This is a genomic window from Streptomyces sp. NPDC015131 (assembly GCF_043079975.1).
Taxonomy (GTDB): domain Bacteria; phylum Actinomycetota; class Actinomycetes; order Streptomycetales; family Streptomycetaceae; genus Streptomyces.
Genome location: NZ_JBIBVB010000001.1, coordinates 134473 through 160831 on the forward strand (window position 1 = coordinate 134473; position 26359 = coordinate 160831).

Genomic DNA, 26359 nt, shown 5'->3' on the forward strand with positions numbered 1-26359 from the left:
GACGATGAGCACGCGCCGGTCCGCCGCCCGGATCGTCTGCCTGGACGCCGGCCACCGTGTCCTCCTGCTCCGCTGGCGCGACCCCTTCGACGGCAGGTGGCTCTGGGAGCCGCCCGGTGGGGGCGTCGAACCGGGCGAGACACCCCTGGTGGCCGCCCGGCGCGAACTGGCCGAGGAGACCGGCCTCGACCCGGCCGCGGTGCAGGACCGGTCGGTCCTGGTCGGGCGGGACGTCTGGTGGAAGGGCAAGCGGCGCATCGGTACGGAACGGTTCTTCCTCGCCCGGTTCGGGGCCGACCGGCCTCCCGTCGTACGCACCGGACTGCTCCCTCACGAACAGGCCACGCTCGGCACGCACGCGTGGGTCCCGTGGCCGGAGCTGGGGGACCTGCCGGACCCGCTGGAGCCGCCGCGGCTCCTCGCCGTGCTCGCGGAGCTCCTGCCGGACGGCCCCTGGCGCGACTCCGCTCCCGGCTGATCGTCCCCCCCGTCCGGCAAGGCAGCGGAACCGGGGCGGACTTGCCGGCCGGGCCGGGGTGTCCGGCTCCGGTTCCGGATGGGCGCCGCCAGGCGGACCGAGTGGGTGGGGGATGGCTGTTTCGGAGTTCGCACCCGCCATCACGTGGCCACCATCTGCCCGTTTTAAGCGCCACCCGGTGCCGAAGCTACTGTGCAAGAGCGAACCGGATTCGCGAGTGCGGCGGGCGTGAGCGACCCTCGCGCCATTCCGCTCCGGCGACCGTCGACGGGCTGCGGGAGCCGCACCGCCGGAGGATCGCAATCCGGGTGTCGCGGGCGGGGTCGGGCGGCGTAACCTGTCTGGCGCCATGCCGTACGAACCACCCACCCACACCGTCGAGCGCTCGATCAGGGCGACCACCGGCGCCAAGATCATCGCCGGAGTCGACGAAGTCGGACGCGGGGCGTGGGCCGGTCCCGTCACGGTCTGCGCCGCCGTCACCGGACTGCGCCGGCCACCCGCCGGACTGACCGACTCCAAGCTCATCAGCCCCAAGCGCCGCGCGGAACTGGCGCAGGAGCTGGAGAAGTGGGTCACCTCGCACGCCCTCGGGCACGCCTCTCCGGAGGAGATCGACGAGCTGGGGATGACCGCGGCACTGCGGCTCGCCGCCGTCCGCGCCCTGGACGCGCTGCCGGTGCGCCCCGACGCTGTGATCCTCGACGGCAAGCACGACTACCTGGGCCGGCCCTGGCAGGTCCGTACGGTGATCAAGGGCGACCAGTCCTGTGTCGCGGTCGCCGCCGCCTCGGTGATAGCCAAGGTGCGGCGGGACGCGATGATGGCCGAGCTCGGGACGGAGTCCACCCAGTGCGCCGTCTTCGGGTTCGGAGACAACGCCGGGTACCCCTCGCCGGTGCACAAGGAGGCGCTCCGGGAATGGGGCCCCACGCCGTACCACCGGCTGAGCTGGGCCTACCTCGACGCGCTGCCCCAGTGGCGACACCTCAAGAAGGTCCGCCTCTCCCCGGAGGCGGCCGAACTGGAAAGCGGGGGCCAACTCGGCTTCGACTTCTGACCGTCCGGCCCCGCCGCGCCGCCCGCCCCCCGGGCGCCGCACGCACGCGTGGCGTGTACGTGTCTCCGTGCGCGTCGCGTGTATGCCCCACCCGCCGGTGCCACTCGCACCGGTGTTTGATAGACATCCATTTATGCCTCTCATCCCCGAGGAGCCTCAGATTCACGAGAGTGCCCAGGGTCCCCGCGCCACTCCGGCCGCAGGCCGCCCCGCGCCGACCCCCCGACCCGTACCCGGTCCGCGTTCCGCGGCCTCGCCGCGCCCCGGCCGCCCGGGCCCCGGCCCGGCCAGGCCCGCGCCTCCGGCGTCACCGCGCCAGCACGGCGGTGCGGCCCCGTCCCCGGCGTCCCGCCCGTCCCGTCCGTCCCGTCCGGAGAATCGTTCCGCGACGGGTCCCGCGCCGTCGGACCGCCCCCAGATCCAGCTGATCCCCGCCCCCGCGGACGGCGCGCTCGACGCCGCCGAAGAGGCGGTCGACCTGCTGCTCGAAACCGGCCGCGCGCCGGGGGACATCCTGTTCCTCACCACCGGCGAGCAGCACCCGTGGACCACCCACGAGCTGTCCTTCGGCGAGGCCGCCTACTGGGCCCAGCAGGACGCCCGCGACGACGTGTTCTTCGCGGACGCCGCCGCCCTGGACCGTGCCTCGGCCCGGCCCGTGGTGGTCGTCGCGGTCAACGGCGGCGCCGACGACGCCGCCACCCACGCCCTCCCTGCGGCGCTGTCCCGCGCGGGCACCCTGCTCGTCGTGTGCGGTGACCCCGAGCGGATCAACACCGTCCTCGGCGCGGGCGTCTGACGCCCCGAACCGTCCCCCCGGCCCACGCCCTGCCGCCCCCGCGGCTGCGGGGCGAGGCCCAGGGCCGGTGGCCGAGGCCGCCCGCCCTCACGGGCGCGCACGACCGCGTTCCGGGCGCCGCCCGGCCCCACGTACGCGTGCCGTCCGCGTGACGGGCGGCCCGACCACGCGTGCGTACGCCATGTGACGGGCGTGGCGTGGTCGGTCCCACGAGGGCGTACGGGCCGGACGGGTGCGTCGGGCAATGCGTGTGCGTACGGGAGCGCCCGGCCTTACGGGCGCGTAAGGCCGTCTACGGGGCCGGCCCGAGGCGCCCGGTAGGGCGTGCGCGTAACCGGAGCGCCCGGCCTTACGGGTGTACACGGCCGTGCACGGGGGCGCCCGATCCCACGGCGTCGTACGGGTACGGCTGAGGCGCCCGGCCCACGGGTGTATGGCCACGAGCTGGGGGCCGCCCCGCCGGGTGCGTACGGCCCCCGTTATCGGCGTGGCCATCCTCGCGGGTAAGCGTCCCTTACCGAGGCGTGGGCGTGGCCGGGCCTAGGCGCGGCGAACGCGCCGGGGCGAGGCGGCTCCCCCGAGTTGCCGGCGGCCCCTGTCCGGCCAGTCCCGGGCGGTACGGCCGCAGAGGTGTGGTCCGCCGTCCCGGTGGCGCCGCCCCGGTACCCACTACCGGCCGCCGGGAGACGCACGACCTGGACGGACCACGCCTCCTGACGCACCGTCGGCGAACGCACCGTCGGTGAACGTGCCGTCAGCGGGCAGCCGTGCGCCGCAGGGGCTCCGACGCGCCGCTCGCGGTACGCGGAGCCGGCATCATCTCGTCCGCGCCGACACGGGCCAGGTCGCCGGGCGGCGAGGCGGAGTGCGGGCTGCGGCCCCCGCGACCCTCGCCCAGGACCTGCCATCCGCCGCGGGTGAGTGTGATGTACGCGCCGCAGCGCAGCCCGTGGAGCGTGCAGGCGTCCCGCAGGCCCCACATCCACGCTCCGTCCTCCTCCGTCCAGCGCTCGTCGCCGTCCCGGCAGTACAGAAGGACGGCCGTGCGCGCCGGGGTGCGGCGGCGAAGATCGTGCGGGATGACCCTGCGCAGGTGTGCGAGCAGGGAGTTGCGGAACTCCCAGCCGTCCGCGGGCACCGCGCGGCGCGCGAAGGACGCGCTGGCGGCGAGCCGCTCCTCGTGGTCGAGGACGGCCACCACGGCGGTCGCGGGCGTCGGGTGATGGCGCGCGTGCAGGCCGCCGACGACCTCGCGCGGATTGCGCAGCAGCGGAATACCGGCCGCCGCCCACTCGGCGGGTTCGAGCATGCGGGCCAGCCGGCTGGCTGAGGCGGCGGGCGTGCTGATCGAGGTGGCTGCGGACGGAGCGAATCCGAAGGTCACGGTCCTCCCTTCGCATACGCGCCCACAGAGCGGGCAGGGTCGAGTGAGGGACGCACCGGCACAGCCCTCCAGGACCGCGAACGGACCGTGCGGGAAGCGGAGTCCAATTCTTGCTGGCGGAACGGGCGGGCGGCAACGAGCAATTGAGGCCGCTGACTGGAATGAGCCGGTATGACACTCATATCCTTCCCCGTCGGGACCTTTCTGACGCGTCCGGTCAGCCCTGGACGGCGAGGACCAGCGGAAACACCCCCTCCGCTCCGGCCCGGCGCAGCAGGCGGGCCGCCACCGCGAGCGTCCATCCACTGTCCGACAAGTCGTCCACCAGCAGCACCGGACCGCCCGCCGAGGCGAGCCGCTCGGCCAGCGGGGGTGCGACCGTCAGCGCCCGGTGCAGCCCCAGCACCCGCTGCGCGCTGTTGGTCCGTGAGATCCGCGCGTCCGCCGCCTCCGGGACGTACTCGACGGAGCCGAGCAGCGGCATCCTGCCCACCTCGGCGATCCGCCGGCCCAGGGACTCCACCAGCTGCGGCCTGGCGCGTGAGGCGACCGTGACGACGCCCACCGGCCGCGCCGGAGCGTCCGCCGCCCCGGACGCCCAGCCACCCGGACCCCGGGCCCAGTCGGCCAGCACACGCACGATGGCGTCCACCACGTCGTCCGGCACGGGACCGTCCGGCGCGCCCGGCGCCAGCATCGGCCGCAGCCGGTTGCCCCAGCCGATGTCGGAGAGCCTGCCGAGCGCCCGGCCCGTGAAGGACTGCTCGCCCACGGGCAGCTTGCCCTTGAGGTCGACACCGGCGGCGGGCAGGCCCGTGGGCCACATCTTCCGCGGCTCGACGTCCACCCCGGGCCGGCCCAGCTCACCGCGGGCCGCGTCCAGGGCCGCCGCCGACACCTTGGGGTCGAACCGCGGCCCCGCGCAGTTGTCGCAGCGCCCGCAGCGGGCCGCCTCCTCGTCGTCGAGCTGCCGCCGCAGGAACTCCATACGGCAGCCGTCGGTCGCGGCGTACTCCCGCATCGCCGCCTGCTCCGTCTCCCGCTGGCGCGCCACCCACGCGTACCGCTCGGAGTCGTACGACCAGGGCTGACCCGTGGAGGTCCAGCCGCCCTTCACCCGGCGTACCGCGCCGTCCACGTCGAGCACCTTGAGCATGGTCTCCAGCCGGGTGCGCCGCAGCTCCACCAGGGGCTCCAGCGCGGGCAGCGACAGCGGCCGGTCCGCGTGCGCGAGCACGTCCAACGTCCGGCGCACCTGCTCCTCGGGAGGGAAGGCGACCGAGGCGAAGTACTGCCAGATCGCCTCGTCCTCCTTGCCGGGCAGCAGCAGCACCTCGGCGTGCTCCACGCCGCGGCCCGCGCGGCCCACCTGCTGGTAATACGCGATGGGGGAGGAGGGCGAACCGAGGTGCACGACGAAGCCCAGGTCCGGCTTGTCGAAGCCCATGCCGAGCGCCGAGGTGGCCACCAGCGCCTTGACCCGGTTGGCCAGCAGATCGTCCTCGGCCTGCTGGCGGTCCGCGTTCTCCGTGCGGCCGGTGTAGGAGGCGACCGTGTGCCCGCACTGGCGCAGATGGGCCGTGACCTCCTCGGCCGCGGCGACGGTGAGCGTGTAGATGATGCCCGAGCCCGGCAGCTCGCCGAGGTGGTCGGCCAGCCAGGCCAGGCGGTGCGCCGCGTCCGGCAGCCGCAGCACCCCGAGGCTGAGACTTTCCCTGTCCAGCGGCCCGCGCAGGACGAGTGCGTCGGTGCCCGCGCCGGTGCCGAGCTGCTCGGCGACGTCCGCCGTCACGCGGGCGTTGGCCGTGGCGGTCGTGGCCAGCACCGGAACCCCGGCGGGCAGCTCGGCGAGCATGGTGCGCAGCCGCCGGTAGTCGGGGCGGAAGTCGTGGCCCCAGTCGGAGATGCAGTGCGCCTCGTCGACCACCAGCAGACCGGTGGCGGCGGCGAGGCGCGGCAGGACCTGGTCGCGGAAGTCCGGGTTGTTGAGCCGCTCGGGGCTGACCAGCAGGACGTCGACCGTGCCGTCGGCGACCTCCTGCTGGATCGTCTCCCACTCCTCGGTGTTCGAGGAGTTGATGGTCCGGGCGCGGATCCCGGCCCGGGCCGCCGCCTCCACCTGGTTGCGCATGAGCGCGAGCAGCGGCGACACGATCACCGTCGGGCCGCTGCCGCGCTCACGGAGCAGCGACGTCGCGACGAAGTACACGGCCGACTTGCCCCAGCCGGTGCGCTGCACGACGAGCGCCCGGCGCTTGTCGGCGACCAGCGCCTCGATCGCCCGCCACTGGTCCTCGCGCAGCCGGGCGGTCCCGCTCCCGTCCCCGACGAGACGGGCGAGCACGGCGTCGGCGGCCGCGCGAAGCGTGCTGGGTCCTGCGTTGCTCGTCTGCTCCATGCCTCCATGCAACAGCACGGGTCTGACAACCGGCGAACCGGCGGCCGGGCGGCGTACCGGCACGTCGCGCGTCGCGCGGTATACCAGCGGAACGCCGTCGTGGCGAGCGGGCGGCCGGGGCTGTGGACAGCCGGTCGGCGCGGCGTCCGGCGGTTATCCACAGGGGTCGACGGACGCGGGAGTCCGCGGGACCGTCGTGACCATGAACAAGCATCACGAGATCACCGGACCGGCCGACGACCAGCAGCAGATCACCCTGCGCGGCCCGGCGGAACTGGCCGACGCCCTGCCGTACATGATGGGTTATCACCCGACCGACTCGATCGTGATGGTCGCGCTCCACGGCGACCGGGGGCGCTTCGGCGGCCGGCTCAGGCTCGGCATCCCGCGCTCGCCCAGGGAGTGGCCGCCCGTCGCCGAGCAGCTCGCCGACTGCCTGATCGAGGGCTGCGAGCGGCGCGGCTCACGGCCCGACGGCATCGTCGTCTTCCTCTGCCAGGACCCGGCCGGCGAGGAGACCGCGCGCGGCGTCATGGAGCGGCTGCGCCCGCTGGCCCAGCGGCTGCGCACCGCCTGCGGGTCGCTCGACGTCCCGGTCTACGAGGCCCTCTGCATCTCCGGCGGCAGGTTCTGGTCCTACTGCTGCCCCGACACCCGCTGCTGCCCGCCCGAGGGCAATCCCATGGGCCTGCCCGGTACGTCGGTGATGGCGGCCGCCGCGGCCTACGCGGGCATTCAGGTGCGCGGTTCGCTGAAGGACATGGAGCGGCGGCTGAGGCCCTGGCCGTACGAGGCCGCCGGGACGGCCGCGCAGGTGCGGGCGCTCGACACCGCGGGCGCCGACCTGGTGCCCCGCATTCTGCACCTGACGGGCCGCGAGGCGGTGCGGGCGGACACGATCCGGCTGGTCCGGACGCTCATGGGGCGCCTGGCGGACGGCCCGCGCCTCGCGGACCCGGTGGAGGCCGACGCCCGGGACGACGCGCTGATCGGCCACGAGGAGGCGGCCGCGGCGATCCTGGGCCTCCAGGACCGGGAGACCCGGGACCGGGCGGCGGAGTGGATGGAGGGCCCCGACGCGGCGCCCGCGCTCCGGCTGTGGCGCGCGCTGGCCCGCCGCTGCGCCGGTGCCTACGCCGAGCACGCGGCCGCACCGCTGACGCTGGCCGGCTGGGTCGCCTGGTCCACCGGTGACGAGCCCGCCGCCCGGGTGGCGCTGGGCCTCGCCCTGGAGTGCGACCCGGAGTACGTGTTCGCCCGCCTGCTGCACCAGGCGTGCAACGAGGGGCTGGACCCCGAGTCGCTGCGCCGGTGCCTGCGCGAGGAGCGCGAGGCCCGGGCGGCCAGGACGGGCAGCGCGCTCGAAGCGGGGGCCTCGCCGGGGGCGGGGGCCTCGCCCGGGTCGGGGGCCTCGCCCGGAGCGGGCGTCTCACCCGGGGCGGGAACGTCACCCGGGTCGGCGGCCTCGTCCGGAGCGCGCGTCTCACCCGGGGCGGAAGCCTCGTCCGGGGCGGGCGAGGCCCCCGTGCGGACGGCCGCCCGGCCGGGCGGCGCACCCGGCACCCGCTCCGCCGCGCGCCCCCCGGTCGGCGCCCGGACCGCGGGGCGCGCGGCGGCCCGCCGGGCAGGGCGCCGGACCGGGCGGCCGACCGCCGGAGGGGACGGCCGAGTCCCCGCCCGCGGGACGCGGGGCGACTCCCCGGCCGCCGCCCGCGGCCGGGTGGCCCGCCGCCCCGGAGGGCGTGGCAGCAGGAGCGGGCGATGACGGCCGTGACCCGGACCCGGGTGCCGCCGTTGCCCACAGTGGCGGAGTCGCCCGACCCGTGCCGTCGTACCTCCAGCGGCTGTCCGGAGCGCACAGAAGGCTCAGCACACCACCCATGGACCTCACCGTCCCGTCCCGGCCCACCCTCGCCCCGCCGCTGCGGCAGCCGCCCCCGGCGCCACCGGCTCCCGCACCCGCGGGTCCCGGTGTCCCACCGCCCGCGAGCCCCATGGGCCCACCGCCCGCCGTGCACGACGCCCTGGTCTGCGTGGCGCTCCCGTCCTTCGCCCTCTCCGCCCCGCACGGCCAGCTCACCGGCCACGGCATCGAAGGCGTCTACACCGCGGGCCGCCGAGTGCTCGGTCGCTGCCGGCTGCGGGTGGCCGGCCGGGAGCCCGTCACCCTGCAGGGCCGCCTCGTGTCCGCCGGGCGCGCACAGTTCACCGCCGTCGTCCCGGTCGCCGCGGGACCCGGCCCCGACCCGGACATCGGCATCGAACGGACCAGGGACGCGGACGGGACGGAGCGAATCACCTTCCGCAGCTCGGCGGGCCGCCCCGTCCGCGTCCCCGTCGAGATCGCCCTGGGCACCGACCTCGCCGACCTCGGCACCATCGCGTCCGGCCGGCCCCGGACCGACCTGCGCCCCACCGTCCACGAGGCGGGACTGCGCTGGACCGCCGGAGACGGCGGCCGGACCACCGTCACCGCCGACCCGCCCCCCGACACCACGCTGGCCTCCGCCGGACTGCTGCGCTGGGACCTGGAGGTCCGCCCCGGCACCCCCCGCACCCTCACCCTCGCCGTCCGGAGCGTCTCGCCCCACCGCCCGCGCCCCGTGGGCGCGACGCCCGGTCACGGTCTCACCGACGCCCACGCCGAGGGCGACGACCCCCGAGTGGACAGGCTCCTGCGCGCCTCCCTCGCCGATCTGCGGGCCCTCCTCGTCCGGGACCCGGCCCACCCGTCGGACCTCCACCTCGCCGCAGGGGTGCCCTGGCGCTGCGGCCCCGCGCCCGCCGAAGCGCTCTGGGCCGCGCGGATGGCCCTCCCGCTGGGCACCCGGCTCGCGGTGGGCACCCTGCGCACCCTCGCGCGCACCCAGCTCGGCGGCCCGGGCCCGGGAGCCGGATTCCTCCCCGGCCCGCTGCGGGACGCCGGCCCCCACCTGCCACCCGGCTGCACCGGCACCGAGGCGACTCTCGGCTTCCCCGCCGTGCTCGCCGAGGCCCGGCGCTGGGGGCTCCCGGAGCAGGACCTCGCGGAGCTGCTCCCCGCCGCCGAGCGCTGCCTCCACTGGCTGCGCACCACGGCGGGCGAGGACGGCCTGCTGGCCGACCCGGGCGACCGGGGCCCCAGCGGTCTCCAGCGGGCCGAGACGCAGGCCCACGCGCATCGCGCCGCACTCCTCGGGGCCGAGCTCCTGGAGGCGTGCGGGCGCCCGGGCGCGGACCACTGGCGCGACTGGGCCCGGGCCCTGCGCCTGCGCTTCCGTGAGGCGTTCTGGCTCGACGACCCGGCGGGCGGCCGGCCCGCCGCCGCCCGCACCCTCGCGGGCCGCCCCGTGCCCCACCTGGGAGGGACCGCCGCGCACCTCCTCGACACCGGACTGCTGGGCGGCGGGCGGTATGCCGAGGGGCTCCTCGACAAGGCGCAGACCGAGCAGCTCGCCCGGCTCCTGGGCAGCCCCGCCATGGACTCCGGCTGGGGCCTGCGGGGCCTCGGCGCCCGGGAGCCGGGACACAACCCCTTCGGTCACCGTTCCGGCGCGGTGCGGGTCCATGAGACGGCCGTCGCCGTCGCCGGCCTGGCCGCCGCCGGGCACGAGCGGGAGGCCGGCTCCCTGCTGCGGGGGCTGCTGGACGCGGCCGAGGCGTTCGCGTACCGGCTGCCGGAGATGTACGCGGGCGATCAGCGCACCACCGGCAGCGTCCCCGTGCCGCACCCCGCCGCCTGCCGTCCCGCCGCGATCGCCGCCGCGGCCGGGGTCCACCTGCTCGCCGCGGTGGCGGGCATCCGCCCCGACGCCCCGGCACGCACGGTCGCGCTGCACCCGCTGCGCGGCGCCCCCCTGGGCGCCGTCCGGCTCTCGGGGCTGTGCGTCGCGGGCGAGCCCTTCGCCGTCCGGGTCAGCAGGCTCGGCCTGGGCATGGTCGAAGAGGCCGCCCCCGGCCTCCAGCTGGGGGTCTGACCGGGTGAGCGCCGCCGTGCCGTACGCCGGCGGGCACCTCCGCGACATGGAGGCGGGGACGGGGGAGCGGAGGGCCGCCGGGATCACCGAGGGGCGTGTTTATCGTCAGGAAGACGACTATGATCGCCGCATGGCGCCCTACGATCCGTCCGCCTTCCCGCCCTTCGCCGTGACCGTCGACCTCGCGGTGCTCACCGTGCGCCGCCACGCCCTGTGCGCGCTGGTCGTCCGCCGCGGTGAGCCGCCCTTCCAGGGGCGCTGGGCGCTGCCCGGCGGGTTCGTCCGGCCCGACGAGGACCTCGGCGCCGCCGCGGCGCGCGAACTGGTCGAGGAGACGGGGCTGTGCGCCCACGACCCGGGCGCCCCGCTCCCCGAGGCCGGCAATGGCGCCCACCTGGAACAGCTCGCCACCTACGGTGACCCCGACCGGGACCCCCGGATGCGCGTCGTCAGCGTCGCCCACCTGGTGCTCGCGCCGGACCTGCCCGCGCCGCGAGCCGGCGGCGACGCCAACAGCGCCCGCTGGGCGCCGGTCGACGAACTGCTCGACCCGAAGGACGGCCGGGGCCGCGAGGGCGAGCCGCCCGCCCCGCTCGCCTTCGACCACGCGCGCATCCTCGCCGACGGGGTCGAGCGGGCCCGTTCGAAGATCGAGTACTCCTCGCTGGCCACCGCCTTCTGCCCGCCGGAGTTCACGGTCGGCGAGCTGCGCCGGGTCTACGAGGCGGTGTGGGGAGTCGCCCTCGACCCGCGCAACTTCCACCGCAAGGTGACGGGCACACCGGGGTTCCTCGTCCCCTCCGGCGGTACGACGACGCGTCAGGGCGGCCGCCCCGCACAGCTGTTCAGGGCCGGGGGAGCGACCCTGCTGAACCCGCCCATGCTGCGGCCCGAGGTCTGACACCGCCACCGCACCCGCCAACCCTGCGCAAAAAGTCCGAAATGCCGCGTTATCGTGCTGCGGTACCCGCATGCGCGCGTGTCACCCTGCCGCCGAGCGGTGTCCTCTACCGCGGGAGAAGCGATGCTCCAGGCAATCGGACTGACCAGCACCCCCCGCCGTGACCGTCCGCCCGCCGTGGACGACCTGACCTTCGAGGCCCGGCCCGGCTCCGTCACCGCGCTCCTCGGCGCCGCCGGATCCGGCAAGACCACCGCGCTGCGCATGATGCTCCAGCTCGAACCGGGCCGCGGCGTCACCTACTTCCGCGGCCGTCCGCTCCACCGCGTCGCTCACCCGGCCCGCGAAGTGGGCGTCCTCCTCGGCGACGTACCGGGCCACCCCGCCCGCACCTGCCGGGGCCAGCTGCGGATGCTCTGCGCCGCCGCCGGCGTACCCGCCTCCCGCGCCGACGACATGCTCGACATTGTCGGCCTCGCCGCCCTCCGCGACCAGCGCCTCGGCACCCTCTCCCTGGGCATGGAACGCCGATTCGCCCTCGCCGCGGCCCTGTTGGGCGACCCGCACACCCTGCTGCTGGACGCCCCGGCCGCCGGACTCTCCCCCCGCGAGACCAGTTGGCTCTTCAGCCTGCTGCGCGCCCACGCCGCCCACGGCGGCACGGTCCTCTACACCACCCGTGACCCCAAGGAGGCCGCCCGCACGGCCGACCACGTCGTCACCGTCAGCCAGGGGCGGCTCGTCGCCGACCAGGAGGCGACCGCCTTCGCCCGCACCCGCCTCCGCCCCCGCGTCGCCGTCCGCACCCCGCACGCCGCCCGCCTCGCCGCCGTCGTCACCCGCGAGGCACGCGCCGCGCAACGCTCGGTCGAAGTCGTCACCGAGGGGGGCAACCGGCTGAGCGTGTACGGCAGTGACTGCGCCCGCATCGGCGAGGCCGCGTTTCGGCACGGCGTCCTCCTGCATCAACTCGCCGACGAGACCGGCGACACGGCACCCGACCCCCTGCCCGCCCCCGCCCCGGCACAGCCCACTGCGACCGGGCCCGCGACCACCGTCCCCGCCCCCGCGCAGTCCCCGCGCCCGCGTACCGCGACCACCGTCCCCACCCCCGCGCAGCCCACCGCGACCGGACCCGCGACCACCGTTCCCGCCCTCGCGGAGTCCCCGCGCCCGCGTACCGCCCCCTCCTCGTCCGCGCCCCCGCTCCCGCGCAGGCCGCAGCGCGCGCCTCTGCGGCCCTTCCGCTACGAAGTGCGCCGGCTGGTCGGTGTCCCGGCGACCTACCTCGTCGCCGCCGCCACCCTGGTCACCTCGGCGGTCCTCGCCGCCCTGCTGGGCCGCTCCGGTGCCCAGTCCCTGCCCGCCGTCCTCGCCGCCTGGCCCGGGGTGCTGCCGCTGCCTCCCGCCGCCCTGGGCGCCGGGCTGCTCGGGGCCCTGTCCTTCGGCGAGGAGTTCCGCCACCCCGTCCTCGCCCCCGGCCGCGGCACCGTCCCGCGCCGGCTCGGGCTGATCCTCGCCAAGCTCACCGTCACCGCCGCCACCGCCCTGCTCCTGGCCGTCGCCGTGGCCCTCACCGACCTGGGGGCGCTGCGCCTCCTCTACGGCGCCGGTGCCGTTCCCGTGCCGGGGAACTGGCCCGCGCTCGGAGCCGGTTGGCTCGGCCTCGCCGTGGGATGCGCCTGGGCCGGCCTGCTGGCGGCCGGGATCTTCCGGGCGACCGCCGCCGGGATCGCCGCCGTGCTCGCGGTCCCCGTGGTGGTCGCCCCGCTCGTGCAGAAGGCGCTGGCGGGCCCTTCCGTGCGGTCCGTAGCGGGATTTCCGGCCCGGCTGCGCGAACTGACCTGGGCGCAGTGGCCGTACGAGACCGACCGCTGGCTGCTGGCCGCGGCGCGGGTGGCCGCCCAACCGGTGGGCACCGCGCTGCTGTTGTCGGTGGCCGCTCTGGTGTGCGCTTATCTGTTCACCGGCCTGCGCCGCAGGGCGCGTTGGTAGGTCAAGGACCGGCCATCGGTGACCGAGCGGTGACCCGGGCGCTGCAATCGGTCACAACTCCCTTGGAAATTGCCCGGTTCCTTCCGATAAGGCGTCAATTGGAGAGCGGGCGCCGATCACCCTTTCGTGTGCTTTTCACCAAAGACCTCAAGGGCCGTGGAAGCGGCGCCGACAAAGGATGCGTGAGTACCCTTGCGCACACCATGATGACCGCCGCCCGCTCCGTGGAGAACGGCCTCACGGCCCCGGGCGGACTCGACCGCTACCCCTTCGCGGAGGCGCCCGGCGCCGACCGCGTCGGCCCTCCCGCCTGGGACGGCGCCGACTCGGAGCTGGGCCGGGTGGGCCGGCGGACCGCCGGCAGCCGAGGCCGCGGACTGCACGGCCAACTCGTCCAGCAGCTCGGCCAGATGATCGTCTCGGGCGATCTGGGCGCCGACCGGCCGCTCGTGCCCGAGGAGATCGGTCAGCGCTTCGAGGTCTCCCGCACCGTCGTCCGCGAGTCGCTCCGCGTCCTCGAGGCCAAGGGCCTGGTCAGCGCCCGCCCCAACGTCGGCACCCGTGTCCGTCCCGTCAGCGACTGGAACCTGCTCGACCCGGACATCATCGAGTGGCGCGCCTTCGGGCCGCAGCGCGAGGACCAGCGCCGCGAGCTCGGCGAGCTGCGCTGGACGATCGAGCCCCTCGCCGCACGTCTCGCCGCCGGGCACGGCCGTGAGGACGTCCAGCAGCGGCTCGGCGACATGGTCGAGATCATGGGCCACGCCTTCGCCCAGGGTGACGCGATCACCTTCTCGCGCGCCGACGCGGAGTTCCACGGCCTGCTCATCCAGCTCGCCGGGAACCGGATGCTCGAACACCTCTCCGGCATCGTCTCGGCCGCCCTCCAGGTCTCCGGCTCCCCGACGACCAGCTGCGACCGCCCCACCGAGCCCTGCCTCGCGCACCACGCCCGCATCGTCGACGCCCTGGCCACCGGCGACGGCCCGGCCGCCGAGGCGGCCATGCGCCAACTGCTGACGGTCCACCCCGAGGTGGAGCGGGTCGTCCCCGCGCCGCGCGAGCACTGAGCGACCGGCGCGGAGCCCGTACGGCGCCCACACCGGCGCACGCCGGGCGCGTACCCGGCGCACAACCGGCGCTCAGGCCCCGGCCCCGCGCGGGCCCGGCGCCGCCGCCGCACCGGCACCCCCGCGCGCGTACGACCCGACGTACCGCACGACGGAACCGCATGACCGGACCGCATGACGGAACCGCGTCACGCGCCGGGCGTCACGCGTACGGCGCCATCGCGCGCCACCGTGCCACCGCGCTACCGGGACCGCAGTGACCACCCTGACCACCCCCGGCCACCGTGCCGGGACCGGGCTGATCGCGGCGTACGGCACGGGCCGCCGGTCCCCGGGAATCGCCCCGGGGCCCGGCCCGCCCGCCCCGGCCGGTGTTCCGCCAGGGGCCCAGTCGGGCAGGAGGGGGGAAGGCGGACCGGTGTTCGGGGGATGACCTCCTGGTCTGGGGGTATTTGGTTGCATACGGGGTGTGACTCGGGCCACGCGGATTGGGCGTAACGCTCCTCGTGGCCCTGCGATGACCTAAGAGGTGACAGCCGAGGAAGGAATACAGCCGCCGATGACGGCGCTGTCCAGCTCCGAGGTTCAGCCCGCGTCGTCGGCACATCCCCAGCCGACGGTCGTCGGCTCCGGCCCGATCATGGGCGGGGCCGGAAGCCGTTTCCATCGTTCCGAGAGGTTGTTCGTGTCGGCCAGCACATCCCGTACGCTCCCGCCGGAGATCGCCGAGTCCGAGTCTGTGATGGCGCTCATCGAGCGGGGAAAGGCTGATGGGCAGATCGCCGGCGATGACGTGCGTCGTGCCTTCGAGGCTGACCAGATTCCGCCAACCCAGTGGAAGAATGTTCTGCGCAGCCTCAATCAGATCCTCGAGGAAGAGGGTGTGACGCTGATGGTCAGTGCAGCGGAGTCGCCGAAGCGCACCCGCAAGAGCGTCGCAGCGAAGAGCCCGGCAAAGCGCACCGCCACCAAGACCGTCACCGCGAAGCCCGCCGTGACGAAGTCCGTCGCGGCCGCGGCCGCGGCTCCGGCGGCCGAGAGCGCGGACGCGCCGGCCGAAGAAGCCGGTACCCCGGCCAAGAAGGCGGCCACGAAGAAGACCGCCGCCAAGAAGACGGCGGCCAAGAAGACCGCCGCGAAGAAGACCACCGCCAAGAAGACCACCTCCAAGAAGGACGCGGAAGAGGTCATCGAGGGCGAGGAGCTGCTCGAGGACGTCGCGCCCGGCAAGGGTGAGGACGAGGAGGCCGAGGGCGAGAACAAGGGCTTCGTGCTCTCGGACGAGGACGAGGACGACGCGCCCGCCCAGCAGGTCGCCGTCGCCGGTGCCACCGCCGACCCGGTCAAGGACTACCTGAAGCAGATCGGCAAGGTCCCGCTCCTCAACGCCGAGCAGGAGGTCGAGCTCGCCAAGCGCATCGAGGCCGGACTGTTCGCCGAGGACAAGCTGGCGAACTCCGACAAGCTGGCCCCGAAGCTCAAGCGCGAGCTGGAGATCATCGCCGAGGACGGCCGCCGCGCCAAGAACCACCTGCTGGAGGCCAACCTCCGCCTCGTGGTCTCCCTGGCCAAGCGGTACACCGGCCGCGGCATGCTCTTCCTGGACCTGATCCAGGAGGGCAACCTGGGCCTGATCCGCGCGGTCGAGAAGTTCGACTACACCAAGGGCTACAAGTTCTCCACGTACGCCACCTGGTGGATCCGTCAGGCGATCACCCGCGCCATGGCCGACCAGGCCCGCACCATCCGTATCCCGGTGCACATGGTCGAGGTCATCAACAAGCTCGCGCGCGTGCAGCGCCAGATGCTCCAGGACCTGGGCCGCGAGCCCACCCCGGAGGAGCTGGCCAAGGAGCTCGACATGACCCCCGAGAAGGTCATCGAGGTCCAGAAGTACGGCCGTGAGCCCATCTCGCTGCACACCCCGCTGGGCGAGGACGGCGACAGCGAGTTCGGTGACCTCATCGAGGACTCCGAGGCGGTCGTCCCGGCCGACGCGGTCAGCTTCACGCTCCTCCAGGAGCAGCTGCACTCGGTGCTGGACACGCTGTCCGAGCGCGAGGCCGGCGTGGTCTCCATGCGCTTCGGCCTGACCGACGGCCAGCCGAAGACCCTGGACGAGATCGGCAAGGTCTACGGCGTGACCCGTGAGCGGATCCGCCAGATCGAGTCCAAGACCATGTCCAAGCTGCGCCACCCGTCGCGTTCCCAGGTGCTGCGCGACTACCTCGACTGATCCGGCCGACCCCGGCGGACACATCCGACCCCGTCGGACACATCCGCCGGACGGCCGCTCACCGGCCGTCCGGACGGCCGTCAGGCGGTCGTACGCGCCGTTCACGGCGGAGGGCCCGGCTCCCGGAAGGGAACCGGGCCCTCCGGCATGTCCGGCGGCCGTACGGGGGAGGGGGCCGCTGGGGTGCGCGCTGGGGCGCGCTGGCCGACTCTGGGTGAAGGTGGTTCACCGGAGAGTCAGGAGACCGCATGCGTCGCCCCATCAGCCGGAAGCGGACCGTGGCCGTGGCCGCCCTCGTGGCCGCGGCCGCGTCGCAGCTCAGTACGCCCGTGCCGGCCGCCGCCGACAGCGTCGTCGTCGGCGGGCAGCCGGTGGAGGCCGCCGACAGCCCCTGGGCGGTGGCGCTCTCCAGCCGTGACCGGTTCGGGGGTACGCGCGCGGGGCAGTTCTGCGGCGGCGTGGTCGTCGCCCCCACCAAGGTGGTCACCGCCGCGCACTGCCTGGGCTCCTCGGTGCTGGGCACGGACGCCAAGGAGCTGAACGACCTCAAGGTCATCGCGGGCCGCACCGAGCTGCGGGACGCCGGCGGGCGGGAGATCCCGGTGACGGCGGCCTGGATCAGCCCCGCGTACGACGCCACCACCCAGGCCGGTGACCTGGCCGTGCTCACCCTGGCGAGCGCGCTCCCGGCCACGTACGTGATCAAGGCGGCGCGGCGGGGGGATCCGGCGTACCGGGCGGGGACCAGCGCCTCGGTGTACGGGTGGGGCGACACCACGGGCAGCGGCTCCTACGCGTACGCGCTGCGCCGGGCCGGGGTGCGGGTGCTGCCGGACGAGGTGTGCGCCAAGGCGTACCCGCCGGACGCGTCGGGCGGGGGCTACCTGCCCGCCACGATGCTGTGCGCGGGCGATCCGGACGGGGGCAAGGACGCGTGCCAGGGCGACAGCGGTGGACCGCTGGTGGCCGGGGGGCGGCTCATCGGCCTGGTCTCCTGGGGCAGCGGCTGCGGGGAGCCGGGCAGTCCGGGCGTGTACACCCGGGTCTCGGCGGTGCTCCCGGACCTGTGAGGCACGAGGAGCCCGGCGGTGCGGTGACGGTATGAGAACGGGCGACCGCCCCCGGTGGTGGGGGGCGGTCGCCCGTCGGCCGGTCCGGGACCGGCCCTCGGCTCGTCGTGGATGCGAGTGTCAGCGGTCCTCTTCGACTGCGCTCGGAACGGCGGTGAGCCGGTCCGTCTCATCCTGTATTTCCGCGGCGATCTTCTTGAGTTCCGGCTCGAACTTGCGCCCGTGGTGGGCACAGAAGAGCAGTTCGCCACCGCTGGTCAGCACGACGCGCAGATATGCCTGGGCGCCGCAGCGGTCGCAGCGGTCGGCGGCCGTCAGCGGGCTCGCGGGGGTCAGAACAGTAGTCACGTCGCCTCTTCTCTAGCTCGACGAGCTGTCGTACCAGGGTCAACATCCAACCAGGCCGAAAACGTTCCCGCTCGTGGCTTTTCCCTGAAAGTTCTTCCAAGGAGGCTGTCTGCTACCGGTTGGCGGCGAATGAGCCGTATTGCTGTGCTCTACGGGTTTCGCGTTGCTTGTCTCGTTAAGTCTCGTTCAGCCCTCCCGGCTGGCTGCCGGTTGTTCATGAGGACGTGCCCGGAGCCTAAATGGTTCATGCCTGGAAGGGAACGTGATGTCCACGTCACTCCTTCGAGGGATCGAACACCCTTGCGACTCTGGACTAGCATGAGTTCTCACACGGGTGGCGTGACAACGGCTCTACCAGGGCTCTGTACGCTCTGACCGGTGACAGACGCCGGGCCTTTACCCCCACAGGCCACCATCCAAATTCAGCGAGGAGCGAACCGCGTGACCGCCGAGACGTCCGTGCCGTCCAGTGCGCTGCTGACCGCAGACCGTGACGGTTCCAACTACACCGCGCGGCACCTGCTCGTCCTTGAAGGACTCGAGGCGGTTCGCAAGCGCCCGGGAATGTACATCGGGTCGACCGACAGCCGCGGCCTGATGCACTGCCTCTGGGAGATCATCGACAACTCCGTCGACGAGGCCCTCGGCGGGTACTGCGACCACATCGAGGTCATCCTCCACGACGACGGTTCGGTGGAGGTCAGGGACAACGGCCGGGGCATCCCCGTCGACGTCGAGCCCAAGACCGGTCTCTCCGGCGTCGAGGTCGTGATGACCAAGCTGCACGCCGGCGGAAAGTTCGGCGGCGGTTCGTACGCCGCGTCCGGCGGCCTGCACGGCGTGGGCGCCTCCGTGGTGAACGCGCTGTCGGCCCGGCTGGACGTCGAGGTGGACCGCAGCAGCTCCACGCATGCGATCAGCTTCCGCCGGGGCGTCCCCGGGATCTTCACCGAGTCGGGCCCCGACGCCCCCTTCGACCCGGCCAACGGCCTGCGCAAGACCAAGCGCGTGCCCAAGACCCGCACGGGCACCCGCGTGCGGTACTGGGCGGACCGCCAGATCTTCCTCAAGGACGCCCGGCTCTCCCTGGAGAACCTGCACCAGCGCGCCCGCCAGACCGCCTTCCTGGTGCCCGGCCTCACCATCGTCGTGCGGGACGAGCGCGACCTGGCCGGGGAGGGCAAGAGCGAGGAGACGTTCCGCTTCGACGGCGGCATCAGCGAGTTCTGCGAGTACCTCGCCCAGGACAAGGCGGTCTGCGACGTGCTCCGGCTCACCGGGCAGGGCACCTTCAAGGAGACCGTGCCCGTCCTGGACGACCGCGGCCACATGACGCCGACCGAGGTCACCCGGGAGCTCGGGGTGGACGTGGCGCTGCGCTGGGGCACCGGGTACGACACCACGGTCAAGTCGTTCGTGAACATCATCGCCACCCCCAAGGGCGGCACCCATGTCAGCGGCTTCGAGCGCTCGGTCACCAGGACGGTCAACGAGGTCCTGCGCTCGGCCAAGCTGCTGCGCGTCGCCGAGGACGACATCGTCAAGGACGACGCCCTGGAGGGCCTGACGGCCGTGGTGACCGTGCGGCTCGCCGAGCCGCAGTTCGAGGGCCAGACCAAGGAGGTCCTCGGCACCTCCGCGGCCAACCGCATCGTCGCCAACGTGGTCGCCAAGGAGCTGAAGGCGTTCCTCACGTCCACCAAGCGCGACGCCAAGGCGCAGGCGCGCGCGGTGCTGGAGAAGGCCGTCGCCGCCGCGCGGACCCGGATCGCCGCCCGCCAGCACAAGGAGGCGCAGCGCCGCAAGACCGCGCTGGAGTCCTCCACGCTGCCCGCCAAGCTCGCCGACTGCCGCAGCGACGACGTGGAGCGCAGCGAGCTGTTCATCGTCGAGGGCGACTCCGCGCTCGGCACCGCCAAGCTCGCCCGCAACAGCGAGTTCCAGGCGCTGCTGCCCATCCGGGGCAAGATCCTCAACGTCCAGAAGTCGTCCGTCTCGGACATGCTGAAGAACGCCGAGTGCGGCGCGATCATCCAGGTCATAGGAGCGGGCTCCGGCCGCACCTTCGACATCGACGCCGCGCGGTACGGCAAGATCGTCCTGCTGGTGGACGCCGATGTCGACGGCGCCCACATCCGCTGCCTGCTGCTCACGCTGTTCCAGCGCTACATGCGGCCGATGGTCGAGGCGGGCCGCGTGTTCGCCGCCGTACCGCCGCTGCACCGCATCGAGCTGATCCAGCCCAAGAAGGGCCAGGACAAGTACGTCTATACGTACTCGGACAACGAACTGCGCCAGACGCTGCTGGAGTTCCAGCGCAAGGGCGTGCGCTACAAGGACTCCATCCAGCGGTACAAGGGCCTCGGCGAGATGGACGCCGACCAGCTCGCGGAGACCACGATGGACCCGAGGCACCGCACCCTGCGCCGCATCAACATCGGTGACCTGGAGGGCGCCGAGCAGGTCTTCGACCTGCTGATGGGCAATGACGTGGCGCCGCGCAAGGAGTTCATCACCAGCTCCGCGGCCACGCTGGACCGCTCCCGCATCGACGCCTGACCGGCGAGGCCGGCCGCGCCGCTACGGCGACGGGGGCCGGGGTGCCACCAGGGCACCCCGGCCCCCGTCGGCGTATCGGCGTGCGGCTCCTTTACCGCCTGGAGCGGGCGCCGGGCGCCAACATCACCTGATGGGGTGAACGCTCCCAAGAGAAGAGTCCGGGATGTTCCCGGTCTGCCCATCCTTGTGCACGCGGCCGAAACGGTTCGCCGACAAGGAGAGTTGACCGGTGGAGAACAGGGAAGGGCTCGATGCCGCGCCAGTGCGGATCGACGACCCGTGGTACGACGCGCTGGCGTCCGGCTGGGGCGAGGGGGACGGCACGGGGGCGCCACAGGTGCCCGCTCCCGCACCACCTCCGCCCGAGCGGCCCGGCGCGGCCGACATCTATCTGGAGGTGCAGCGCAGCGCGGCCTTCCAGGAGGTGCGCGGCCGGTACCGGCGCTTCGTCGTACCGGCCACCGCGGCCTTCCTCGCCTGGTACCTCGCCTATGTCGTGGCGGCGACGGCGGCGCCCGGGCTGATGGCCCGCCCGGTCGCCGGCGCGCTGAACGTCGCCATGGTCGCCGGACTCGGGCAGTTCCTCAGCACCTTCGTCCTGACCTGGGCGTACGCACGCCATGCCCGGCTGCACCGGGACCGCGCAGCGCTCGACCTGCGGTGGACCGTCTTCGACCGGGAGCGGGGCCAGGCGCCGGCCGGAGGGGCGGTCGAGCGGTGACCGGCGACCACCAGGCCCTCGCGCTCCTGCTGTTCAGCGCCTTCATCGCGGCCACCCTCGCCATCACCACCTGGGTGAGCCGCCACCGGCGCGGCTCGGCGGAGGAGTTCTACGCGGGCGGACGGCTGTTCTCGCCCCTGGAGAACGGCTTCGCGATCGCCGGCGACTACATGTCCGCGGCGTCCTTCCTGGGCATCTCCGGGCTGATCGCCCTCTTCGGCTACGACGGGATGCTCTACTCGGTCGGCTTCCTGGTGGCCTGGCTCGTGGTGCTCTTCCTGGTCGCCGAACTCGTGCGCAATTGCGGCCGCTTCACGCTCGCCGACGTGATCGCGGCCCGGATGCGGGAACGCCCGGTGCGGATCGCGTCCGGGACGTCGGCGGTCACCGTCTCGGTCCTCTACCTGGTGGCGCAGATGGTGGGCGCCGGCAGCCTGGTCGCGCTGCTGCTCGGCGGGACGAGCGAGGCGGCCCGCTCCTGGACCGTGATCGGCGTGGGTGCGCTGATGGTGGTCTATGTGTCCCTCGGCGGAATGCGGGCCACCACCTGGATCCAGATCGTCAAGGCGGTCCTGCTGATGGCGGGCGCGATCGCCCTCACCGTCCTCGTCCTGCTGCGCTTCCACGGCGACATCGGGCAGTTGCTCACCACCGCCGCCGAACGCAGCGGGCACGGCCGGGACTTCCTCGCCCCCGGGCTCAAGTACGGTGGGGACTGGACCTCCCGCCTGGACTTCATCAGCCTCGGGCTGGCGCTGGTCCTCGGCACCGCCGGGCTGCCGCACATCCTGTCGCGGTTCTACACCGTGCCCACGGCCCGGGCCGCGCGCCGCTCGGTCGTCTGGGCCATCGGGCTGATCGGGTCGTTCTACCTGATGACGATCGTCCTGGGCTTCGGCGCGGCGGCGATCGTCGGGACGGACGAGGTCCGCGCGTCGAACGCCGCCGGCAACACGGCCGTACCGCTGCTCGCCCTCGACCTGGGCGGGGGAGCGGGGTCGACCGGGGGAGCGGTGCTCTTCGCGGTGGTCGCGGCGGTGGCCTTCGCCACGATCCTCGCCGTGGTCGCGGGCATCACCCTGGCTTCGTCCGCCTCGGTCGCCCACGATCTGTACGCCACCCTCCGGCGCCGCCGCGGCGAGGGCCGGGAGGACGCGCGGCGGTACGGGGAAGTCGCGGTGGCGCGGGTCGCGGCCGCCGGGGTCGGCGCGGTCGCCATCGGGCTGGGCCTGCTGGCCCGGGACCTGAATGTGGCGTTCCTGGTCGGGCTGGCCTTCGCGGTCGCCGCCTCCGCGAACCTGCCGGTCCTGCTGTACTCGCTGTTCTGGCGGAACTTCACCACCCGCGGCGCGGTCTGGTCGGTGTACGGCGGGCTCGTCCCGGCGGTGCTCCTCGTGGTGTTCTCGCCCGTGGTGTCGGGCCACCCCGAGGCGCTCTTCCCGGGAGTGGACTTCCACCTCTTCCCCTTGCAGAACCCCGGCATGGTCTCCATCCCGCTGGGCTTCCTCGCCGGCTGGCTCGGTACGGTCACCTCCCCCGAGGTCCCGGACCCCGCCAAGCACGCCGAGACGGAGGTACGGGCCCTGACGGGGGCGGGCGCCGTGTAGCGCGGGCGGCGGGCGCGGGCGGGAGCACCCGGGAGCCGGCGGCCCGCGGCCGGGGGACGCTGCTGGTGCGCGGGCGCGGGTGGCCGAGGCTCAGGCGGTGCCCCAGGTGTAGCGGTGCTCGGGGCGGCCGGTCTCTCCGTACCGCAACGACAGGCGCACCCGCCCCGTCCGCTCCAGCAGCTTCAGATAGCGCTGCGCGGTCTGCCGGCTCACCCCGGCCCGCTCCGCGATCTCCTGCGCGGACAGCGGCCCGGCCGCGGCGAGCAGGACCTGGCGTACCAGCTCCGCCGTGGTGGGGGAGTGGCCCTTGGGGAGGGTGGGCTCGCCCGTGCTCACCGACAGGGCGCCGAAGATCCGGTCCACCTCCGCCTGCTCCGCCTCGCCGCCGCCGTCGAGCGTGCGCCGCAGCCCCGCGTACGCCTCCAGCTTGGGGCGCAGGCCCCCGAAGGCGAACGGTTTCACCAGGTACTGGAGGGCCCCATGGCGCTGGGCCGCCTGGACGGTGGCCACGTCACGGGCGGCCGTGACCATGATCACGTCGGTCTGGTGGCCGCGCCGGCGCAGCTCGCGGACGACCGCGAGGCCGTTCTCGTCCGGCAGGTAGTGGTCCAGCAGGACCAGCTCAACCGGTGACCGCTCCACGGCGGCCAGCGCCTCCGCCGCCGAGTGCGCCACCGCGACGACCTCGAAGCCGGGCACCTTGGCGACGTACGCCGCGTTGATCTCCGCGACCCGTACGTCGTCGTCCACGACCAGCACGCCGATCATCCGGCGCCTCCCGCCCCGGCGGCCGCGGCCGGGCCCGCCTCCGTCTCGTGGGCGTCCACCGTCAGCGCCTCCGGCAGGACGACCGTGAACTCCGCCCCGCCCGCGGGCGCCTCCGCCACCCGCGCGGTGCCGCCGTGGCGCTCCGCGAGGCGGCGCACCAGGGCCAGGCCCAGGCCGCGACGGGCGCCGTGGGCGGGGCGGTCCTTGGTGGACCAGCCCTCGGTGAACACCAGCTCCCGCCGCTCGGGCGGCACCCCGGGGCCGCTGTCGCACACCCGCAGCACCGCCGTGCGGCCCTCGGCGCGCAGCTCCACCTCGACGCGCGGCTCGGCGGAACCGGCGGCGGCGTCGAGCGCGTTGTCGACCAGATTGCCCACGACCGTGACCAGCTCGCGCGGCTCCACCAGGCGGTCGGGCAGCAGGGTGCCCGGCGTCAGGCGCAGTGACACGCCCCGCTCCGCCGCGACGGTCGCCTTGCCCACCAGCAGCGCGGCCAGCAGCGGGTCGTGCACCTTCTCGGTGACCTGCTCGGCCGTCGCCCGGTGCACGCCCACCACCTCGGTGACGTACTCCACCGCCTCCTCGTGCATCTCCAGCTCCAGCAGCCCCAGCAGGGTGTGCAGCCGGTTGGCGTGCTCATGGTCCTGAGCCCGCAGGGCGTCGATGAGGCCACGGGTGGCGTCCAGCTCACGCCCCAGCCGCTCCAGCTCCGTCCGGTCGCGGAGCGTCGCCACGGCGCCCCCGTCGCCGGTCGGCATCCGGTTGGCGATCAGCACCCGCTGCCCCCGTACGGTCACCAGGTCCTCGCCCTCCACCCGTCCGGCCAGGACGTCGGTCGTACGGCCCGCGCCGAGCGCCTCCTCCAGCGACCGGCCCCGCGCCTCGGGCCCCACGCCCAGCAGCCGCTGCGCCTCGTCGTTCAGCAGCCGGACGCGGCCGGAGCGGTCCAGCGCCACGACGCCCTCGCGGATGCCGTGCAGCATCGCCTCGCGTTCGGCCAGCAGCGCCGAGATGTCCGAGAAGGCCAGGTCGTGGGTCTGGCGCTGGAGCCGCCGCGAGATCAGGTACGCGGCCAGCGCCCCGACCGCCAGGGCGCCACCGGCGTACGCCAGCAGGCCCGGGATCGCGGCCAGCAGCCGGGCGCGGACACTGTCGTACTCGATGCCCACGGACACCGCGCCCACGACGCGGCCCGCCGGGTCCCGCAGCGGGACCTTGCCCCGGGCGGAACGGCCCAGCGTCCCGCTGTCGATCTCCATCACGTCCCGTCCCGCGAGGGCCTCGCTCGGGTCGGTGGAGACGGGCCGGCCGATCTGCGCGGGGTCCGGGTGCGACCAGCGCACCCCACGCCGGTCCATGATCACCACGTACTCGGCGCCGGTCGCCACCCGGATCCGCTCGGCCTCCGCCTGGACCGGCCCGCCGGGGGCCGGCGGGGTGGTGGTCACCGCGCCGGCGACCCGGCCGGACGCCGTGGCCTCGGCGATCGCCAGGGCCCGCCGCATGGCCTGGTCGTCCAGCTGGGCGCTGAGCGGCGCCAGGAACAGCCCGGTGGCCAGCACCGTCACGCCCACGACGATGGCCAGCTGCATCAGCAGGACCTGCGAGAACACCCGCTGCGGCCACCCGAACCGCAGCCGCCGCGCCACCGGGCCGGACACGGGCGCGGCAGCGGGCGGCGAGGCGGCGGCGGGAGTCATGCCCGAACGGTAAGCGGAGCCAGGCCCCCGGCGAAATGTCCGGCGTCACGCCCGCCCGCCACCGGCCGGCGCCCCGCCTATCCTGGGGCGCACCCGCGTGCGCCGAGCCACCGGCCACCCACCACCGGCCACAGGCGATCGGCCACCGGACGCGGAACCGACCGAGACGGGTGCCTCCGGGCACCGAGAAAGGCGCCCCTTGAGCAGCGTGCAGCAGATCCCCGTCGTCGTCCTCGCCGGCTTCCTGGGATCGGGCAAGACGACCCTGCTGAACCACCTGCTCCGCAGCGCCAGAGGCACCCGCATCGGCGTAATGGTCAACGACTTCGGCTCCATCGAGGTCGACGCCATGACCGTCTCCGGCCAGGTCGGCTCGACCGTGTCGCTCGGCAACGGCTGCCTGTGCTGCGCCGTCGATGCGAGCGAGCTCGACACCTACCTGGAGGTCCTCACCCGGCCGTCCTCCCGGCTCGACGTGATCGTCATCGAGGCCAGCGGGCTCGCCGAACCGCAGGAACTGGTCCGGATGATCCTCGCCAGCGACAACGAGCGCGTCGTCTACGGCGGGCTCGTGGAGGTGGTGGACGCCGCCGAGTTCGACGCCACCCGCACCCGCCACCCCGAGACCGACCGCCACCTGGCCATCGCCGACCTCGTGGTCGTCAACAAGGCCGACCGCGTCGGCCCGGACGAGCTGCGCCGCGTCCACACCACGGTGACCGGGCTCGCCGAACGGGCGGCGGTGATCGACGCCGCGTACGGCAGGATCGACCCCGAGCTGCTGTTCGACCGGGCCGCCCGGGACGACGACGGTGGCCCCCGCCAGCTGACCTTCGAGGACCTCGACGAGCTGTACGCCGTCGAGGACGCCCACCCGCACGCCGGCTACGACACCGTCTCCTTCACGGCCGCCGGGCCGATGCACCCCCGCAGGCTGCTGGACTTCCTCGACTCCCGCCCCGACGGCCTCTACCGGATCAAGGGCTTCGTCGACTTCGGCGACGCCGACCCCGCGAACCGCTACGCCCTGCATGCCGTCGGCCGCTTCCTGCGCTTCTACCCCGAACCCTGGCCGCGCGGCGGGGAACGCCTCACCCAGCTCGTCCTCATCGGCTCCGGCACCGACGGGGACGCCCTGCTCAAGGCCCTGGACGCGGCCCGCGTCACCGGCCCGGAGGACGCCCCCGAGGACCACAGCATGTGGGGCGTCCTGCGCTACGTACCCAAGGCACCGGACGCACCGCACCCCACGGACCCGGAGGACGCGGAGGGCGCAAGCCACACCCCGGAGTGACCCCCGCCCCTCCCG

Annotated in this window: 20 protein-coding genes; 14 read left to right on the plus strand and 6 right to left on the minus strand. The window is 74.4% G+C overall.

Annotated features, from left to right (window positions below; translation table 11 throughout):
• Nucleotides 1–4: 4 nt before the first annotated feature.
• The 3 genes from ACF08D_RS00525 (at nt 5) to ACF08D_RS00535 (ending at nt 2337) form a co-directional block, all read left to right on the plus strand.
• Entirely contained in the window at nt 5–478 is a 474-nt protein-coding gene (locus ACF08D_RS00525) for an NUDIX hydrolase (RefSeq protein WP_392220158.1), read from the plus strand.
• Nucleotides 479–827: 349 nt separating this feature from the next.
• Nucleotides 828–1538, plus strand: a complete 711-nt coding sequence (locus ACF08D_RS00530; RefSeq protein ID WP_392220160.1) for a ribonuclease HII — start codon at nt 828–830, stop codon at nt 1536–1538.
• Nucleotides 1539–1671: 133 nt separating this feature from the next.
• Nucleotides 1672–2337 carry a hypothetical protein gene (locus ACF08D_RS00535; protein WP_392220161.1) on the plus strand — a complete coding sequence of 222 codons (666 nt, stop codon included), beginning with the start codon at nt 1672–1674 and terminating at the stop codon, nt 2335–2337.
• Between the two features lie 754 nt (nt 2338–3091).
• On the opposite strand, the gene ACF08D_RS00540 is transcribed toward ACF08D_RS00535, so the two are convergent.
• Nucleotides 3092–3721, minus strand: a complete 630-nt coding sequence (locus ACF08D_RS00540) for a hypothetical protein (RefSeq protein ID WP_392220163.1) — start codon at nt 3719–3721, stop codon at nt 3092–3094.
• A 217-nt stretch (nt 3722–3938) separates the two neighbouring features.
• Nucleotides 3939–6119 carry a RecQ family ATP-dependent DNA helicase gene (locus ACF08D_RS00545; protein WP_392220164.1) on the minus strand — a complete coding sequence of 727 codons (2181 nt, stop codon included), beginning with the start codon at nt 6117–6119 and terminating at the stop codon, nt 3939–3941.
• Between the two features lie 202 nt (nt 6120–6321).
• Between ACF08D_RS00545 and ACF08D_RS00550 the strand changes: the two genes are divergently transcribed.
• The 5 genes from ACF08D_RS00550 to ACF08D_RS00570 all read left to right on the plus strand — a co-directional run bounded on the left by ACF08D_RS00550 (nt 6322) and on the right by ACF08D_RS00570 (nt 14041).
• Nucleotides 6322–7884: a DUF4192 family protein gene (locus ACF08D_RS00550; protein WP_392220165.1), complete on the plus strand. Its 1563-nt coding sequence runs from the start codon at nt 6322–6324 to the stop codon at nt 7882–7884.
• 115 nt (nt 7885–7999) lie between these two features.
• A complete protein-coding gene (locus ACF08D_RS00555) occupies nt 8000–10075 on the plus strand; it encodes a glycogen debranching N-terminal domain-containing protein (RefSeq protein ID WP_392220167.1) in 2076 nt (691 codons plus the stop codon).
• Nucleotides 10076–10205: 130 nt separating this feature from the next.
• Nucleotides 10206–10976 (plus strand): NUDIX domain-containing protein, encoded by a 771-nt coding sequence (locus tag ACF08D_RS00560; protein WP_392220169.1) that lies wholly within the window; start codon nt 10206–10208, stop codon nt 10974–10976.
• Between the two features lie 123 nt (nt 10977–11099).
• Entirely contained in the window at nt 11100–12971 is a 1872-nt protein-coding gene (locus ACF08D_RS00565) for an ATP-binding cassette domain-containing protein (RefSeq protein ID WP_392220170.1), read from the plus strand.
• Between the two features lie 182 nt (nt 12972–13153).
• The gene (locus ACF08D_RS00570) at nt 13154–14041 is read left to right on the plus strand and encodes a FadR/GntR family transcriptional regulator (protein WP_392220172.1); all 888 of its coding nucleotides are present in this window, start codon (nt 13154–13156) and stop codon (nt 14039–14041) included.
• A 585-nt stretch (nt 14042–14626) separates the two neighbouring features.
• On the opposite strand, the gene ACF08D_RS00575 is transcribed toward ACF08D_RS00570, so the two are convergent.
• Nucleotides 14627–14794 (minus strand): hypothetical protein, encoded by a 168-nt coding sequence (locus ACF08D_RS00575; protein WP_179166852.1) that lies wholly within the window; start codon nt 14792–14794, stop codon nt 14627–14629.
• Between ACF08D_RS00575 and ACF08D_RS00580 the strand changes: the two genes are divergently transcribed.
• On the plus strand, nt 14727–16277 hold the full coding sequence (locus ACF08D_RS00580; protein ID WP_392220174.1) for an RNA polymerase sigma factor: 1551 nt from the start codon (nt 14727–14729) through the stop codon (nt 16275–16277). The genes ACF08D_RS00575 and ACF08D_RS00580 overlap by 68 nt on opposite strands.
• Nucleotides 16278–16525: 248 nt before the next feature.
• Nucleotides 16526–17347, plus strand: coding sequence for a serine protease (locus ACF08D_RS00585; protein ID WP_392220175.1), 822 nt, complete (start codon nt 16526–16528; stop codon nt 17345–17347).
• 120 nt (nt 17348–17467) lie between these two features.
• Here ACF08D_RS00585 and ACF08D_RS00590 read toward each other — a convergent pair whose 3' ends face one another.
• A complete protein-coding gene (locus ACF08D_RS00590) occupies nt 17468–17695 on the minus strand; it encodes a hypothetical protein (RefSeq protein WP_392220176.1) in 228 nt (75 codons plus the stop codon).
• Between the two features lie 441 nt (nt 17696–18136).
• Here ACF08D_RS00590 and ACF08D_RS00595 point away from each other — a divergent pair, with 441 nt between their 5' ends.
• The 3 genes from ACF08D_RS00595 (at nt 18137) to ACF08D_RS00605 (ending at nt 22582) form a co-directional block, all read left to right on the plus strand.
• A complete protein-coding gene (locus ACF08D_RS00595) occupies nt 18137–20254 on the plus strand; it encodes a type IIA DNA topoisomerase subunit B (protein ID WP_392220177.1) in 2118 nt (705 codons plus the stop codon).
• A 229-nt stretch (nt 20255–20483) separates the two neighbouring features.
• Nucleotides 20484–20975, plus strand: a complete 492-nt coding sequence (locus tag ACF08D_RS00600) for a DUF485 domain-containing protein (protein ID WP_392220178.1) — start codon at nt 20484–20486, stop codon at nt 20973–20975.
• Nucleotides 20972–22582: a cation acetate symporter gene (locus tag ACF08D_RS00605; RefSeq protein ID WP_392220179.1), complete on the plus strand. Its 1611-nt coding sequence runs from the start codon at nt 20972–20974 to the stop codon at nt 22580–22582. Before ACF08D_RS00600 ends, ACF08D_RS00605 begins: the two co-directional genes overlap by 4 nt.
• A 90-nt stretch (nt 22583–22672) precedes the next feature.
• Here ACF08D_RS00605 and ACF08D_RS00610 read toward each other — a convergent pair whose 3' ends face one another.
• Both ACF08D_RS00610 and ACF08D_RS00615 read right to left on the minus strand, forming a co-directional pair.
• Nucleotides 22673–23350, minus strand: coding sequence for a response regulator (locus tag ACF08D_RS00610; protein ID WP_392220180.1), 678 nt, complete (start codon nt 23348–23350; stop codon nt 22673–22675).
• The gene (locus tag ACF08D_RS00615) at nt 23347–25050 is read right to left on the minus strand and encodes an ATP-binding protein (RefSeq protein ID WP_392220181.1); all 1704 of its coding nucleotides are present in this window, start codon (nt 25048–25050) and stop codon (nt 23347–23349) included. Before ACF08D_RS00615 ends, ACF08D_RS00610 begins: the two co-directional genes overlap by 4 nt.
• A gap of 199 nt (nt 25051–25249) precedes the next feature.
• Between ACF08D_RS00615 and ACF08D_RS00620 the strand changes: the two genes are divergently transcribed.
• Nucleotides 25250–26344, plus strand: coding sequence for a CobW family GTP-binding protein (locus ACF08D_RS00620; RefSeq protein ID WP_392220182.1), 1095 nt, complete (start codon nt 25250–25252; stop codon nt 26342–26344).
• Nucleotides 26345–26359 lie beyond the last annotated feature (15 nt).

What these genes read in the sequence shown, in the direction of transcription:
- ACF08D_RS00530 (WP_392220160.1), top strand. Translation starts at nt 828, where the DNA reads ATGCCGTACGAACCACCCACCCACACCGTCGAGCGCTCGATCAGGGCG.
- ACF08D_RS00550 (WP_392220165.1), top strand. Translation starts at nt 6,322, where the DNA reads ATGAACAAGCATCACGAGATCACCGGACCGGCCGACGACCAGCAGCAG.
- ACF08D_RS00555 (WP_392220167.1), top strand. Translation starts at nt 8,000, where the DNA reads ATGGACCTCACCGTCCCGTCCCGGCCCACCCTCGCCCCGCCGCTGCGG.
- ACF08D_RS00535 (WP_392220161.1), top strand. Translation starts at nt 1,672, where the DNA reads ATGCCTCTCATCCCCGAGGAGCCTCAGATTCACGAGAGTGCCCAGGGT.
- ACF08D_RS00585 (WP_392220175.1), top strand. Translation starts at nt 16,526, where the DNA reads ATGCGTCGCCCCATCAGCCGGAAGCGGACCGTGGCCGTGGCCGCCCTC.
- ACF08D_RS00560 (WP_392220169.1), top strand. Translation starts at nt 10,206, where the DNA reads ATGGCGCCCTACGATCCGTCCGCCTTCCCGCCCTTCGCCGTGACCGTC.
- ACF08D_RS00610 (WP_392220180.1), bottom strand. Translation starts at nt 23,350, where the DNA reads ATGATCGGCGTGCTGGTCGTGGACGACGACGTACGGGTCGCGGAGATC.
- ACF08D_RS00575 (WP_179166852.1), bottom strand. Translation starts at nt 14,794, where the DNA reads ATGAGCGCCATCACAGACTCGGACTCGGCGATCTCCGGCGGGAGCGTA.
- ACF08D_RS00565 (WP_392220170.1), top strand. Translation starts at nt 11,100, where the DNA reads ATGCTCCAGGCAATCGGACTGACCAGCACCCCCCGCCGTGACCGTCCG.
- ACF08D_RS00525 (WP_392220158.1), top strand. Translation starts at nt 5, where the DNA reads ATGAGCACGCGCCGGTCCGCCGCCCGGATCGTCTGCCTGGACGCCGGC.
- ACF08D_RS00545 (WP_392220164.1), bottom strand. Translation starts at nt 6,119, where the DNA reads ATGGAGCAGACGAGCAACGCAGGACCCAGCACGCTTCGCGCGGCCGCC.
- ACF08D_RS00615 (WP_392220181.1), bottom strand. Translation starts at nt 25,050, where the DNA reads ATGACTCCCGCCGCCGCCTCGCCGCCCGCTGCCGCGCCCGTGTCCGGC.